Raw genomic sequence first — 14,643 nt, forward strand, 5'->3', positions numbered from 1 at the left:
CATGAACACACCATTTGGTATAGCCAATTTATGGCTTGAAGGCGACTTTATTACTCGCTTTGTTGCCTTGGCATTATTAACTTGCTCCATCATTACTTGGGTGATTTTGCTCAGTCGCTTCTGGGATCTACGCAACCTACGCAAATTAAGCCCACAACTAGATCAATTCTGGCGCGCTACTTCATATGATCAGGGTCTCAACGTATTTAGCGATCATGCCGGCAATCCCTATTATCAAATCGCTAAATCAGCAGCCACAGCGTCCGCCCATCATCAGAGTCAAGCAACCAATCATCGAGAGCTATTGCAAACCCTAAACTATTCAGAGTGGATGGCGAGAAGCTTAAAGAATAGTATTGACGGGGTTGCAGCTAAATTACAAAAAGGGTTGACCTTCTTGGGGTCTACCGGAGCAACCGCTCCATTTATTGGCTTATTTGGAACCGTATGGGGTATCTACCATGCGCTGATCTCTATCAGCAGCTCAGGCAGCGCCCAGATTGATCAAGTTGCCGGTCCGATTGGTGAAGCACTCATCATGACTGCGTTAGGCTTAGCAGTAGCTATTCCTGCAGTACTCGGCTTTAACGCCCTAAACCGTGCCAATAAATTATTGGTTGCTGATCTTAATCGCTTTGGCAATGATTTATTAGCCTACTTTGTAACTGGTGCCCGCGTTCAGTCCGGAGAATAAATATGTCATTTCATATTCAAGACGATTCGACCCAAGACAGCATCATGGCTGAAATCAACATGACGCCGATGGTCGACGTCATGTTGGTTCTCCTAATCATTTTCATGATTACCCTGCCCGTCATTCAACAGGCTGTGAAGGTGGAGTTACCCAAAGCCAATAGTGTGCGCAATGAGGTCAAACCGGAGTCAGTACAGCTATCGATTGATGCCAAGGGGCAGATTTACTGGAATAGCACCGCGATTGATTTAGCCACCTTTGATAAAGATGCAGAAGAGGCTGCCAAAAAGGATCCGCAACCAGAAATCAATCTACGCGCTGATAAATCCGTCAAGTATGAATATGTTGCCAAAGTACTAGCAGCATCACGCAGAGCCGGATTAACCAAACTGGGGTTTGTAACTGAACCGGATTAATTGAGCTTGCTAGGTGAGCACTTTTCTTCGTAAGTCTTGGTGCCCTCACCTACCGTGGCACCCAATATTCCGCCTTTAATCGTCTCTATTTTTTTTAAGCACTCCATTAGTGCGATTAAGGGTGATTTGAGTCGCTGCAGTTCCAGCGGAATAAAACACTCCTTCCACTGTTTCTGGATCAAATTTCGCATCAATTGCGATGAGAATCGAAGGCGAAGTAACTACTACACTTTTGACCTCTTGATGACCCCCAGCATCGGATTGATCTAAGTCGCGACCATCTACATACACTTTAGGCTTTAACTGCGTCTTGGACGCTGGCACAACGACTAGAACGTAATCTTCAGAATAGCCACGCTCAGTACGATGGCAATCAAACTGAAGCGGTTCAGCACCCTGAGCCAGCAAAGGCGGCAGAGCGAAAAATAAACAAAGAGGGAGGTATGAGCGTTTTATCAACATCTTGATGGTGAATAAAAACAATCGATTGGTGCCCGAGGCCGGAATCGAACCGGCACGACTTTTTTGAGTCGGCAGATTTTAAATCTGCTGTGTCTACCGATTTCACCACTCGGGCCCGCACAAACAGTAACTGCCGCGCTATTTAAATCAAGACAAGCAAAATTTTAGCACGCAAGCTGCATGATGGCCTTGAACAGCTCCAAAACCGCTAAACTAGCCTCCATGAAATTTCCAATACGCCTGCCCTTCATGAAGAAAGTCCTGCCGGCTATTCTTTGGATTTGTTTGGGTGGACTAGGTATTGCCATTGCTGGAGCTCTTTTTTACCTATATTCAGCCCAATCAAACGCATCAGGCAAGCGCACGATTAAAACCTTGGGAGACTCAGTTGTTATTAGCTTTGATGCCAGCGATGTGCCTCATATCAAAGCAAATTCTGCTACAGATGCTATTTTTGCCTTGGGCTATGTACATGCAACCGAACGCTCATGGCAAATGGAGATCAATCGACGCCTAGCAAGCGGCCGTCTCTCCGAAATTCTTGGTAAAGATACCGTTCCCATTGATCGCTTTATTCGCACCCTTGGCATCAAGCACGCAGCCGAAAAACAGTTTGATCGCTACCCTGTTAGAACAAAGCGCTTATTACAAGCATATGCAGATGGCGTCAATGCCGGTAATGCGCAATTGGGTTGGGCGCTTCCAGTGGAATATCTGCTGACGGGTTCAAAACCAGGGTATTGGTCCGCTAGCGATAGTGTTGCCTGGATGTTGATGATGGCCTTCGACTTAGGGGGCAATTGGCATAAAGAATTGCAACGCCTCGAGCTTTCGCAATTTCTAAGCACTAAACAAGTTTGGGAAGTAGTTGAGCCATACACCCAAGACGATCCCGTCAGCAATGTCGATTTTTCAAAAATGTATCGCGATCTGGGCGTCTTTAACCCCAATCCTGGTCCAACAGAAAGTAGCTTTAAAAAGAAGCTCCCCTCCACTGAGTTGGCCAACTTTGACGCCCCCGGTGGCAAGGACGGCCTTGGCTCAAACAATTGGGCGATTGCAGGAAAGCTAACTGAGAGCGGAAAACCCCTATTGGCCAACGACCCTCATCTAGGACTCTCTGTTCCAGCCGCATGGTATATGGCCCACTTGGAGGCACCTGGCCTCAATGTGATTGGGGCAAGCTTGCCTGGAGTTCCGGCAATCATTCTTGGTCATACAGATAAGCTGGCTTGGAGCTTTACCAATACAGGACCAGATGTTCAGGATTTATATATTGAGCAGCTTGATCCGAAACACCCAGGAATGTATCGCGGCCCAGATGGTCCCCTCCCATTTCAAGTTCGTCAAGAGACCATTGATATTAAAGGGGCTCCATCCTTACGTTTTTTGGTTAAAGAAACCCGTCATGGCCCAGTGATCTCAGATGCTTATGCACGAGCCCATCGAGCAATTGATACCGAACATTTTGCTCTAGCCTTACGCTGGACGGCAGTGGATGTTCAGAATCAATCGATTGTGGGTTTGCTTGAAATGAATCAAGCCAACGATACGGAATCTTTTAAGAAAGCTTTACGCAAAAACTATGCCCCCATGCAAAACGTAGTCATGGCTGATAGCGAAGGTAATATTCTTTATCAGGCTGCAGGTGTTGCGCCTAAACGAGTTTTACATCAAGGTCTTTATGGTGTGGCCCCTGCCCCAGGCTGGGACAAGCAATATGACTGGACTGCCTATATCCCCTTTGAGCAGCTACCATCAAGCACCAATCCCGAACAAGGGTGGCTGGCTACGGCCAACCAAAAGATCGTTGCTGATAACGACCCCAATCCACTGACTGGAGACTGGGAATCTCCCGCTCGTTATGATCGGATTGTGCAGCTGATTAAATCAAAATCAGTACATGATTTTGCATTCATGAAAAAGATGCAAGCCGACACCCTATCTCTAGGGGTGATGCCTTTGATGGATCTATTTAAAGCCAGTACGCCGACTCATCAACTCGGGCCTCAAGTAAGGGAGATCACTGCCAATTTTGATGGCAATATGAAGATGGATAGCCAGGCAGCCTTAATCTTTAATGCCTGGGAAGATCAACTAACTCAATTACTTTTCTCGCGCTTGGGTTATCTGTTTACAGAAAACTACGGGCCTCGTAATTTCACTATCCCTTTGACTAGATTAATTCAAAACCCAAATAGTCCCTGGTGCGACAACCCAAACACAGAAAAAATTGAGAGCTGCCTAGACGCCTCCAATCAAGCATATGACCTAGCACTTGCCCAATTAAGTGAGCAGTTTGGCGATAAGCCTAAAAATTGGGAGTGGGGCAAAGCCCATATTGCCTTATCAGAGCATCGGCCATTTAGCAAAATACCTTTTCTGGGAGCTTTCTTTAACCTTTACCAACCCTTTCCCGGGGATGGTTTTACGATTAATGTTGGACGCCTTGAGCATTTAAAGGCGGAAAATCCCTATGAGACAAAACAAGCGCCAAGCCTGCGAACCATCTACGACTTATCCAATCTAGAAAACTCCGTTTTCATTTATCAATCTGGACAGTCCGGCTGGGTGCAAAGTAAGCTTTACCGAAATATGAGCCCACTTTGGGCCAATAATGAATACCTACCCTTACAAATGAAGCCTGAAACCATCAGCCGCAAATTGGAGCTTAACCCCAAGTGAGGTCCAAAAATGGCGTTTAGAATAGACACTAGAAGCCTTTGCTTTCGGATGCATTTAAGTGACACAACATTTATTTAGATTGATAAGAAGCCCCATGAAAAAATTTCTCACAATTTCCCTCATTACCAGTTCACTTTGCCTCATCCCTACAGCTAATAGTTTTGCTAAGTGGCAAGAACTTGGCACTAATGATGCGATGACAGTCTATGTTGATATGGATACAGCAACCGCAGAAGGAAATAAGGCACAGGTCATGTCGATGTTGGATTTAAAAACACCAGGCAAGAATCCCGAAACTAAAGAGGCAGTTAATTCCTTAGTCGGCCTGAACCAATATGACTGCAGCAATGCCACATATCGCCCAATCGAATTTAAAGAATTTGCTGGCAATAAAGGCAAAGGCAAGGTTGTAAGTGATAACAAAATACCGGACAGTCCTTTTGAACCAGTCCCCAACGGTTCCTGGACGGCTGGAGTATTTAACGTTGTCTGCCCCAAGAAATAACAGCCCCCTTTCAATAGAAAAGCCAAGCTTACGGGCTTGGCTTTTGCTTTTCTCTGGCAGTTTCTTTTTAAATGGCTGTTTTGCACCGATTGCAGCCCTGGGGACCAGCGGAACTGCTGCCGTCAGTTCAGCCGGTACTGCCGTAGGCTCGGCTGCAGCCGCATACCCCGCTACAGCAGCTAGCCTGGCGACAACTGCTGCAACCGGAAAATCCCCCCTGGAGCATGCCACCTCAGCAGCCACTAAAAAGGATTGCAGTTTTTTTAACGTCCTAAGCTCTCAGCCAATTTGTCAGGACATCTTGATGCCTTCGATTACCGACAAGAGCGAGCTCTATTTGGGACCTGCAGATGCCCCTGATTACAAGATTGAGCCTAAGTAAAGGCAAGGTCCGCCCACGACAGTCTAAAATTGAACCTTATTAGTAAAACTGAGCTTTTATCCTATGACTATCGAAAATTACTACCTCACGCTAACCTGCCCTAACCGCCCTGGAATAGTGGCTGCGGTATCCACTTATATTTATCAAGCGGGCGGCGATATTGAAGAGGCTCAGCAATTTGACGATAAAGCGTCTAAACGCTTTTTTATGCGGGTTAGCTTTAGCTGCGGCGTGAGCGCACAAACCTTACGGGAGGGTTTTGTAGAAATCGCTAAACGCTTCGAGTTAACCTGGCAATTACGTGCCGTTAAGGATCTCAAGCGCGTTGTCATTATGGCCTCCAAACTGGATCACTGCTTGGTTGATCTACTTTATCGTTGGCGCATTGGTGAGTTGCCTATGATTATTTGTGGCATTGTGTCCAATCACCCACGCGAGGTATACGCGAGCATCGATTTTGCTGATATCCCCTTTTATCATTTGCCCGTAACTCCAGAAACCAAACCTGCTCAAGAAGCGAAGTTGCTCGAGATCATTGCTCAATCGAAAGCAGATATGGTGATTTTGGCTCGCTACATGCAGATTCTGTCTGATGATCTATCTACCAAGCTATCGGGACGCTGCATCAATGTCCATCACTCCTTCTTGCCTAGCTTTAAGGGCGCTAAACCATATCATCAGGCACATGCTCGCGGGATTAAGCTTATCGGTGCCACTGCTCATTTTGTTACGAGCGATCTAGATGAGGGTCCGATTATCGAACAAGATGTCACTCGCGTTACCCATGGTGATACACCGGATGATTTGGTGCGCAAAGGTCGTGATTTAGAGCGCACTGTTCTGTCGCGCGCCTTGCGTTATTACCTACATGATCGTGTATTGATTAATGGCGCTACTTCAGTCGTTTTCTCGGATTAAGGCCTCACCCCTGGAGTCTCCAGGGGCATCCCTCTAGCGCGCCACATTAAATAAAGTTCAAGCTGCGCCATTTCTTGCGAGCCATATTCAAATGGTTTTGCCCGTACGCCACTCATGCAGTTCCGCAATCGTCTCTCTAAAGAACCCAGACTCTGCCACTCCAAACGATAGATTGGATAAGCCGTTGGATGGGCCTGGGGAATCACGCTACCCCCCAGCTTTAATCCAGCCCTGTCTTCATGACACTGCGCGCACGATAAATTGAGCTGCCCCATGCGCTGATAAAACCAAAGCTTGCCAGCATCAAAATCGGCCTGATTTGATTTATTCAACTGAATGCGAATTGGCATACCTTTGGATTGGGTAGCCACAAAAGCGGTCAGGGCAAGCAACTCTTTGCTCTCATACTCAAAGGGCGGTAAGTCTTGATGCGATATGCGGCATTGGTTGATTTGACCCTCTAATGTCTGCAATTTTCCATGCATCACTTTAGGAAATTGGGTGGCTACGCCCTGCATTGATTTTCCAGACTGACCATGACAAGCGGCGCACGCTTTATCGTGAGGCCCCACCTTCTCGCTCCAAATACTCCGACCATCTTCAACCGAGAACGTAGCTGGATTCAAGCTCGGATCATCCTGCATTGCCTGTATTTCCGCAGACATCATGCTGTAGCCAGATTGCCTATCAGGCCCAGGAATATTCTTAGCTGCCCAGCTTGCAAGTGGGCCACTACAAAGCAAAATCCAAGATAGAGAGGCTAATGTTTTAAGCTTCAATTAGCTCACTTGCAGATGCGTCTGATTAAGCGCTTCATAGCCATCATCGCCAGTCCATTTAAATTCAAGCGTACCAGTTTCAGTGGCAATGGTTGTAAAGGTAATTAATGGATTGGCACCCACTCCAGGGTAAAGATCAGCCTTAAATACTTCAACCCCGTTATAGGTACACGTAAAGTTACGGATGATATCCCTAGGAATTAATTTACCAGCCTCGTTGTATCTAAATCCCGTTTCCATGTCATGTTGAACAATCGCCCGAATTTCAATGATGGCACCTTTTTTTGCCTCAGTAGGCATCGTTATGGAGGTACGCGAAGTTTTACTCATAAGTTCTCCGTACAAGCCGATAGAGTGACTCGTGTATCGGCATAAGCGCGCCAAAAACTACCATCACTCATCTGCGCAATTGCCCAGACCCGCTGACTATCTGACAAGCGAACGCGAGTTGAAACGGTGGCACGGCCTGAACGTGGTGATAAATAAGCACTAAAGATATTGGGCAAGGGATTACCTTCTGCAATCACGTAGATTGCCTTTACATAATCATCTTGCGTCATTGGGCTTTGTACGCTCACCTTCAGAGGAACCAGGTTGCCATTCTCTACCAGCGGGGGAATAGTCAGTTGTACTCGCCCTTCTTGCACTGAATTAGATCCTACAATTAAATCAATGGCTTTTTCCGCATCCTGTTTTTTGGCAAACACTAGACTTGGATTAAATAGCAAGCTCGAGGCTAGTAAGCTTACTTTTTGTAACCAGCCTCGTCGACTGATCTTCATGAGAGTAATCCTTTTATTTTCATTTGGTTTGATTGTTCAGGGTAACTAAAAAAGCAATGACATCTTCTATTTCTTGGGCACTCAAAATAGTCTGCCCAACAAATTTCGGTGCAACTTGAGTCAGTCCAGCGGTTTGGTAATACGCAGGCATGATCGTATTGGGGTTAAAGTGGGCAGGGTTCACCAAACGCGCCCGCAATTGACCTGCATTCATTGTGGCAACGCTTAAGCCTAAGTCAGGCGCTAGGTTTCCCTGAAAAGGCTCTTCTGGAAATGGGCCGTTATGGCATAAAAGACATAATCCCACATGCCTACTGGTCACAATGGCTCGCCCCCGCTCAACATCTGCAGGTGCGCTAGTGAGGGGATGGGAGATCGAATCTCCCACGATCTGGGTATTGACCTCTTGAGCTGCGACTACTTGAAAAAAATAAGGCGCGATTAGCAAACCAATTGCCAATACACGCCTCATTCTCATCACAACTATTTCGAGATACTGAATATATAGAGGTTAAACCAATTTGACACCACTGTTTTTCAATGGCACTGTACGGTAGCGCTTGCCAGTTGCTTTAGCAATTGCATTAAGAACAGCAGGCGCAGCCACGCAAATGGTTGGCTCTCCAACGCCGCCCCACTCTGGTCCTCCACCCTGAATCAAAATAGTCTCTACCTTAGGCATTTGTGACAAACGAATCGAATTAAAGGTATCGAAATTCTTTTGTACTACAGCGCCATTTTCAATAGTGATCTCTTCCTCAAAAAGAGCAGATAAACCATACACAAATGAACCTGCAATCTGTCTTTCCACTTGCGCTGGATTAACAACAAATCCAGGATCAGTTGCAGCAACCATACGATGAATTTTGACATCAGTACCATTCTTTACTGAAATTTCGCATGCGGCAGCAACATAACTACCATAGGCCTTTACTTGCGCTAATCCACGGAAAATACCAGGCGCTGCTGGTTTAGACCAGCCAATACCATCAGCGACAGCATTTAATACAGCCAATGCGCGCGGATTAGTGAGATATTTACGGCGGAAATCGAGTGGGTCAGCGCCAGCCGCTTCTGCCAACTCATCCATAAATGCCTCTAAGAACAAAGCATTCTGGTTGGCATTCACGCCACGCCAAAAACCCGGAGGAACCGACGTATTGCGCATGGCATGATCAACCATCAAATTAGGGAAGGTGTAATTGATGGCCGCTTCACCACTCGCATCTAAACCCTGAAATACAGCCGGATCTTTACCTTTATTTTGATCCACGATCCAAGGGCGTACAGCCGATAAAATCGACTGGCCGGATAGGCGCATATCAAGGCCAGTTAGATTTTTCTTATCGTCAAAGGATCCAGTCAATTTACACATCATCACAGGGTGATAATGATCATGAGTCATATCCTCTTCACGCGTCCAGATCAACTTGATATGAGTACTAGGGATTTGTTTGGCAATCAACACGGCTTGGGTAGCATAATCCTGAAACGCGCCACGACGCCCAAAACCACCACCTAAATTGACTTTATAAACATTGCAATTTTCTGCAGCCAAACCAGAGGCAGCAATCACTGCTGCAAAGGTTGCCTCACCGTCTTGAGTTGGCGCCCACACTTCGCAGAGCTCAGGAGTCCACTTGGCAGTAGCAGTTTGAGGCTCAAGAGTGGCATGAGATAAGAATGGAAAGAAGTAACTTGATTCAACCTTTTTATTGGAGCTAGCAATAGCTGCTTTTACATCTCCATAAGAGTTACCAACGAAAGTATCATTGGCGACCAAACCTTCTTGTAGGCTTTTCAGAATGCTGGCACTTGAGACGGCACCATTACCACCGTCATCCCACTCAATCTTGACTGCATCCATGGCTGTCTTGGCATGCCAAAAGGTATCAGCTACCACAGCAACAGCATCAGCCCCAACCGGAACAACCTTTTTAACGCCCTTCATACCTAATGCTGCAGTGGCATCGTAGCTTTTGACTTTGCCACCAAATACTGGGCATTGACGAATATTGGCCACTAGCATGCCAGGGAATTTCAAATCGATGGCGTAGATTTGGCGGCCCGTCACCTTATCAGCGACACCATCAATTCGATCTACTGGTTTACCAATTAATTTCCACTGCTTCGGATCCTTCAATGGCACCTCGGTTGGCACAGGCAACTGAGAGGCTGCAACAGACACCTTACCAAATGTGGTTTTGCGTCCAGTAGGAGTGTGCGTAATGACGCCCTTTAGTACTACACACTCAGAAACAGGCACACCCCAAGCATTTGCAGCTGCCTGAATGAGCATTATGCGTGCAGCAGCACCGCCTTTGCGCACATACTGCTCTGACGTACGAATACCACGACTACCACCTGTTGAGAAACTACCCCAAACTTGCTTGCGCTTGAGACTCTCTTCTGGGCTTGGATACTCATAACTGACTTTGCTCCAATCGCACTCCAGCTCTTCAGCAACCATTTGCGCTAAACCAGTAATCGTTCCCTGACCCATCTCAGAGCGCACGATGCGCACTACTACATCATCATTTGGCTTGACCACAACCCACACACCAATCTCTGGTGTTGAGAGGGGTGCCATAGAAGTTGTCCCAGTCCCCATCGCTGCATGGGCTTCAGACATGATGGAGAAATCAAATCCAATGGCAAGACCGGTTGCAATAGCAGTACTTCCAACAATAAAACTTCTACGTGAGGTATTTGTCATAGCGTTTTTTTCAATATTCTTGATTGATGTTGTCATGATTTTTCCTTAAGCCTTGGTGACAGCATGGATCGCTTGACGCACTTGCTGGAAAGTACCGCAACGACAGATATTCGTAATAGCCTCATCGATCTGAGCATCGGTTGGTTTTGGGTTGGTACGCAATAGAGCTGTTGTAGCCATCACAATGCCGGATTGGCAGTAGCCGCACTGCGGAACTTGGTTATCTACCCACGCCTTTTGAATCTTAGACAATTGACCATTTTTTTCCAAGCTCTCAATGGTTTCAATTTTCTTGCCCTCGGCGGCCGATACCGGCAAAGAGCAACTGCGCATGGCAACGCCTTCAAACAAGACTGTACAAGCACCACATTGACCGACGCCGCAACCATATTTGGTCCCGGTCAAGCCAACTTGCTCGCGAATAGCCCATAACAATGGGGTGTCCGGGTCGACATCTACCTTGTATTTTTTGCCATTGACATTTAATTCGGTCATGAGTGATCTCCTGAAGGTTTAATAATTTGAGTTTTATGGTCAAGGAACCGAAAAACCCTGTATTTCATGTGCTTATCTTAACTAAGAATTAGTTTATTGCGTTGCAACAAATTATGACCCGAAGTAAGATCCATACATGATCTTCGGACTTGTACAAATACTCTTCTTTCAAAGCCTGGGGGAGCTCGTTTCAAAGTCGGTTCTCCCCACCCTCCCAGGCCCAGTGATTGGCTTGATTCTTCTGTTGGGCTGGCTGGTCTTGCGTAAGGGCATTAACTCTGACTTAGCAATCGTCGCTGATGGGTTTAGCCAATATCTTGGCCTCTTATTTGTTCCGGCGGCAGTAGGTGTGGTGCTGTACCTGCCTCAGCTTCGAGAAAATGCCCTGGCCATCATATGCGCCCTAGTTGGTAGTGTCATATTGACGATTGGTTCCAGCGCAGTAGTGGTTCGTTTTCTCCATGCGAAATTGGATCGAGATGAGTAAAGAACACACCATCTTCGAGATCTGGGTTTATCTATCCGGTAGCCCACTCTTTGCACTCTTCCTAACCTTGACCGCCTACCAAATCGGCTTAACCATCTATCGTCACTTCAAACAAAATCCATTAGCCAACCCAGTAGCCATCGCTATCATTTTGGTTGCATGCACCATTCAATTAATTGATATGCCGTATTCAACCTATTTTGAAGGCGCGCAATTTATTCACTTTCTATTAGGCTCTGCCACAGTTTCTTTAGCCATTCCAATCTATCGAGGTTTGAGCAGTTTAAAAGGCAGGTCTTTGCCATTGCTCGCTGCTCTGGTCACTGGCGGACTGATGTCCATTTTTAGCGCAGTTAATATCGCCAAATTATTAGGTGCTGATAACAGCATTATTGGTGGCATGTACCCTAAATCAGTTACTGCGCCTATTGCCATGGGCATTGCAGAGCGGATTGGCGTATCACCTACTTTAACGGCGATCTTTGCTGTGGCTACCGGAATTCTCGGAGCCATCTTGGCGCCCTTTGTGCTCAATGCCCTAGGCATGAAAGCCTGGTGGCAGCGTGGCTTTGCCATCGGCATTGGTGCACATGGTATCGGCACCTCTAGGGCGTTTAGCATTCACCCTGAAGCTGGTACCTATGCCAGTCTGGCGATGGGCATGAATGGTATCTTGAGTGCGGTTGCAATTCCCATCCTATATCACCTATTTAATCAATAATCCCTATGAAAATCCTCAAATCAGCCCTCATAGGCTGCGCCCTACTCTTTAGTTTTTATCGCATTGCTATTGGAGCTGATGCTGACTGGCCCAAAAAACCCATCGTGGCAATTGTTGCTTTTCCAGCCGGGGGCTCTACCGATAGTTTTGCTCGAAATATTGCCTCCAACTTAGGTGAAGCACTTGGGCAATCAGTCATGGTTGACAATAGGCCCGGTGCTGGTGGCATGATCGGCTTGCAGGCTGCTGCAAAAGCTGCCCCAGATGGTTATACGATCTTTTTTGGAGCACTAACCAATCAAGCAATCTCACATAGTCTTTTTGCCAATGCAACAGTAGATATGCGCAAGGATTTAACACCGGTAGCGCTGATGGGAACTATCCCTCATTTACTGGTGGTGAACCCTTCTGTTCCCGCCAAAAATTTAACTGAATTAATTGCCTTTATAAAATCAAAAAACGGTAATTTCAATTACGCATCACAAGGCAATGGCAGCCTATCCCATATAGAGGCCACTCTATTTATGCAGCGCATTGGCGCAACCGGCACGCATGTTCCCTATAAAGGCAGTAGCTTTGCTTTACCTGATCTGATTGCCGGCAATACCCTCATGATGTTTGATAGCGTGACTGCTTCACTGCCACACATCCAAAGCGGCAAACTGAGGGCGATTGCAATGGCATCGGCTGAGCGTTCACCATTGTTACCTAATGTGCCCACACTAAGTCAAGAGGGCATGAAAAACTTTGATGTTGAAAACCTCTATGCCGTGTATGTACCCAAGGGCACTCCACCAGCAATCGTTGACCGTTTAGACAATGCACTTGCAAAGATTGCAGCCAACAAGAACAATCAGGCTCGCCTCGCTTCCCAAGGTATTCGTGTGCACTATGAAAATGCCGAGCACTTAGCGGTGATTACAAATACTGAATTCGAAAAATGGGCCAAGATAGTGAAGTTAGCTAATTTGAAGATCGATTAAAAAGTAACGAAAGCCTTGATGATTATTTCTCCTCCCTTTGGTGGTGGTCGCGCCCCAGTTTTGGCTCGCAATACTGTAGCCAGCTCACAACCACTAGCAACCCAGGCAGGCATAGAAGCTTTGCAAAATGGTGGTAATGCGGTTGATGCTGCTCTAGCAACGGCCATCACACTCACCGTAGTTGAACCCACCATGAATGGCCTCGGTGGTGATGGCTTTGCCATTATTTGGGATGGCAAAAAGTTACACGGCCTCAATGCTTCTGGTTGTGCTCCTGCAGCTTGGACCCCAGAGTATTTTGCCGGTCAATCTGCTATGCCATTGATTGGCTGGAATACAGTCACAGTCCCCGGCATGATCGCTGGATGGATTGAACTTTCGCGCAAATTTGGCAAGTTGCCATTTGCGCAATTATTTAAGCGCGCTATTGCTTATGCAGAAAGTGGTTTTCCGGTTTCGCCTGTCATTGCACGTCAATGGCGCGAGGCAATTCCGATATTAAAAAATCAGCCCGGATTTACCGAATCATTTTTAATTGATGGCAAGGCACCCGCTGCCGGGCAAATTTGGCGCTATCCAGAACAAGCTAGAACCCTAAAAGAGATTGCTAACACTGAAGGTGAAGCATTCTATAGAGGCTCTCTTGCTAAAAGCATGGTCGATTTTGCCCAAAAAACGGGTGGCGTATTTACTCTGGAAGACTTTGCTAATTACCAAGCGCAGTGGGTTGAACCACTCGCATTTGATTATGGTGAATACACCTTACATGAAATTCCACCCAATGGCTCTGGCATTGTTGCGCAAATGGCCTTGGGTATTTTGCAGGCGGCCAATGTAAAGCAATACCCCGCAAACTCTGCCAAGCGTATTCATTTACAAGTTGAAGCAATGAGAATGGCCTTTGCTGATGCATATGCGTTTATCTCTGAGCCAGCAACAATGGGTCTTTCCCCTTCTCAATTGCTTAACCCAGATTACCTAGCCAGTCGCGCTGCCTTAATCAATCACGAGCAAGCGGGTGACTATGCTGCAGGTGACCCACACACTGGTGGCACCGTATATCTGTGCGCCGCTGATGAAGCGGGCATGATGATTTCTTATATTCAATCGAATTTCAAGGGCTTTGGCTCGGGAGTTGTCGCTCCTGGCGGCATAGCGTTTCATAATCGCGGCATGAGCTTTAGTTTGATGGATGGCCACCCTAATCAAGTTGCCCCTGGTAAGCGCCCTTTTCATACCATCTTGCCGGCGTTTCTCACTAAGGACAGTAAACCCAGCATGGCATTTGGCGTGATGGGTGGCAATATGCAACCGCAAGGACATCTACAATTTGTGATGCGCTTTGTGGATGAATACCTCAACCCGCAAGCTTGCTCAGATGCACCCCGTTGGCGGATTGATGATGCTGGCGAACTGACCGTTGAGACGTCGATGCCCAATGCAGTGGTTGAGGGATTGCGCCAAATGGGTCATGATGTTTTAGTGATGCCAGCCAATAGCTTGGATTTTGGTAGCGCGCAGGCTATTGCTTGCTTAGGTGATGATCCCGCTGATGGCTATATCGCCGGAAGTGATCACCGTCGCGATGGTCTCGCTGCTGGTTTCTGAAACCAGAAAA

Annotated in this window: 17 protein-coding genes and 1 tRNA gene; 10 read left to right on the top strand and 8 right to left on the bottom strand. The window is 46.8% G+C overall.

Annotated elements, in window-relative coordinates; genetic code table 11:
* Position 1: 1 nt before the first annotated feature.
* Positions 2–694 carry a MotA/TolQ/ExbB proton channel family protein gene (locus BOQ04_RS07750; protein ID WP_076024180.1) on the top strand — a complete coding sequence of 231 codons (693 nt, stop codon included), beginning with the start codon at positions 2–4 and terminating at the stop codon, positions 692–694.
* A 2-nt stretch (positions 695–696) separates the two neighbouring features.
* Positions 697–1,110: an ExbD/TolR family protein gene (locus BOQ04_RS07755; protein ID WP_076024181.1), complete on the top strand. Its 414-nt coding sequence runs from the start codon at positions 697–699 to the stop codon at positions 1,108–1,110.
* A 75-nt stretch (positions 1,111–1,185) separates the two neighbouring features.
* On the opposite strand, the gene BOQ04_RS07760 is transcribed toward BOQ04_RS07755, so the two are convergent.
* Positions 1,186–1,572 carry a hypothetical protein gene (locus tag BOQ04_RS07760; protein WP_198929311.1) on the bottom strand — a complete coding sequence of 129 codons (387 nt, stop codon included), beginning with the start codon at positions 1,570–1,572 and terminating at the stop codon, positions 1,186–1,188.
* Between the two features lie 26 nt (positions 1,573–1,598).
* Positions 1,599–1,687: transfer RNA gene (locus BOQ04_RS07765), tRNA-Leu, on the bottom strand.
* Between the two features lie 107 nt (positions 1,688–1,794).
* Here BOQ04_RS07765 and BOQ04_RS07770 point away from each other — a divergent pair.
* The 4 genes from BOQ04_RS07770 to purU all read left to right on the top strand — a co-directional run bounded on the left by BOQ04_RS07770 (position 1,795) and on the right by purU (position 6,062).
* A complete protein-coding gene (locus tag BOQ04_RS07770; RefSeq protein ID WP_076024255.1) occupies positions 1,795–4,257 on the top strand; it encodes a penicillin acylase family protein in 2,463 nt (820 codons plus the stop codon).
* 94 nt (positions 4,258–4,351) lie between these two features.
* On the top strand, positions 4,352–4,762 hold the full coding sequence (locus tag BOQ04_RS07775) for a surface-adhesin E family protein (protein WP_076024182.1): 411 nt from the start codon (positions 4,352–4,354) through the stop codon (positions 4,760–4,762).
* Complete coding sequence (locus BOQ04_RS07780; RefSeq protein WP_143742168.1) at positions 4,698–5,144, top strand: hypothetical protein; 447 nt, start codon at positions 4,698–4,700, stop codon at positions 5,142–5,144. The genes BOQ04_RS07775 and BOQ04_RS07780 overlap by 65 nt, the downstream gene beginning before the upstream one ends.
* 63 nt (positions 5,145–5,207) lie before the next feature.
* Positions 5,208–6,062 (top strand): formyltetrahydrofolate deformylase, encoded by an 855-nt coding sequence (gene purU / locus BOQ04_RS07785; protein WP_076024184.1) that lies wholly within the window; start codon positions 5,208–5,210, stop codon positions 6,060–6,062.
* On the opposite strand, the gene soxA is transcribed toward purU, so the two are convergent.
* The 6 genes from soxA to BOQ04_RS07815 are packed head-to-tail and all read right to left on the bottom strand — an operon-like array spanning position 6,059 to position 10,834.
* Positions 6,059–6,841 carry a sulfur oxidation c-type cytochrome SoxA gene (soxA, locus tag BOQ04_RS07790; protein WP_076024185.1) on the bottom strand — a complete coding sequence of 261 codons (783 nt, stop codon included), beginning with the start codon at positions 6,839–6,841 and terminating at the stop codon, positions 6,059–6,061. The genes purU and soxA overlap by 4 nt on opposite strands.
* Positions 6,842–7,171, bottom strand: coding sequence for a thiosulfate oxidation carrier complex protein SoxZ (soxZ, locus tag BOQ04_RS07795; protein ID WP_076024186.1), 330 nt, complete (start codon positions 7,169–7,171; stop codon positions 6,842–6,844).
* Positions 7,168–7,623 (bottom strand): SoxY-related AACIE arm protein, encoded by a 456-nt coding sequence (locus tag BOQ04_RS07800; RefSeq protein ID WP_076024187.1) that lies wholly within the window; start codon positions 7,621–7,623, stop codon positions 7,168–7,170. The genes soxZ and BOQ04_RS07800 overlap by 4 nt, the downstream gene beginning before the upstream one ends.
* 19 nt (positions 7,624–7,642) lie before the next feature.
* Positions 7,643–8,101, bottom strand: a complete 459-nt coding sequence (gene soxX / locus BOQ04_RS07805; protein WP_143742169.1) for a sulfur oxidation c-type cytochrome SoxX — start codon at positions 8,099–8,101, stop codon at positions 7,643–7,645.
* Between the two features lie 33 nt (positions 8,102–8,134).
* The gene (locus BOQ04_RS07810; RefSeq protein WP_233126722.1) at positions 8,135–10,375 is read right to left on the bottom strand and encodes a xanthine dehydrogenase family protein molybdopterin-binding subunit; all 2,241 of its coding nucleotides are present in this window, start codon (positions 10,373–10,375) and stop codon (positions 8,135–8,137) included.
* A 9-nt stretch (positions 10,376–10,384) separates the two neighbouring features.
* Complete coding sequence (locus tag BOQ04_RS07815) at positions 10,385–10,834, bottom strand: (2Fe-2S)-binding protein (protein WP_076024189.1); 450 nt, start codon at positions 10,832–10,834, stop codon at positions 10,385–10,387.
* A gap of 136 nt (positions 10,835–10,970) precedes the next feature.
* On the opposite strand from BOQ04_RS07815, the gene BOQ04_RS07820 reads away from it, so the two are divergent.
* From BOQ04_RS07820 to BOQ04_RS07835, 4 genes are read left to right on the top strand one after another with little or no spacing between them, the layout of a single operon-like run.
* Positions 10,971–11,321: a CidA/LrgA family protein gene (locus BOQ04_RS07820; RefSeq protein ID WP_076024190.1), complete on the top strand. Its 351-nt coding sequence runs from the start codon at positions 10,971–10,973 to the stop codon at positions 11,319–11,321.
* Positions 11,296–12,042, top strand: a complete 747-nt coding sequence (locus BOQ04_RS07825) for an LrgB family protein (RefSeq protein WP_233126724.1) — start codon at positions 11,296–11,298, stop codon at positions 12,040–12,042. The genes BOQ04_RS07820 and BOQ04_RS07825 overlap by 26 nt, the downstream gene beginning before the upstream one ends.
* A gap of 5 nt (positions 12,043–12,047) precedes the next feature.
* Entirely contained in the window at positions 12,048–13,025 is a 978-nt protein-coding gene (locus tag BOQ04_RS07830; RefSeq protein ID WP_076024192.1) for a Bug family tripartite tricarboxylate transporter substrate binding protein, read from the top strand.
* Between the two features lie 18 nt (positions 13,026–13,043).
* Positions 13,044–14,633 (top strand): gamma-glutamyltransferase family protein, encoded by a 1,590-nt coding sequence (locus BOQ04_RS07835; protein ID WP_076024193.1) that lies wholly within the window; start codon positions 13,044–13,046, stop codon positions 14,631–14,633.
* Positions 14,634–14,643 lie beyond the last annotated feature (10 nt).

This window comes from Polynucleobacter sphagniphilus (assembly GCF_001953355.1).
Taxonomy (GTDB): domain Bacteria; phylum Pseudomonadota; class Gammaproteobacteria; order Burkholderiales; family Burkholderiaceae; genus Polynucleobacter; species Polynucleobacter sphagniphilus.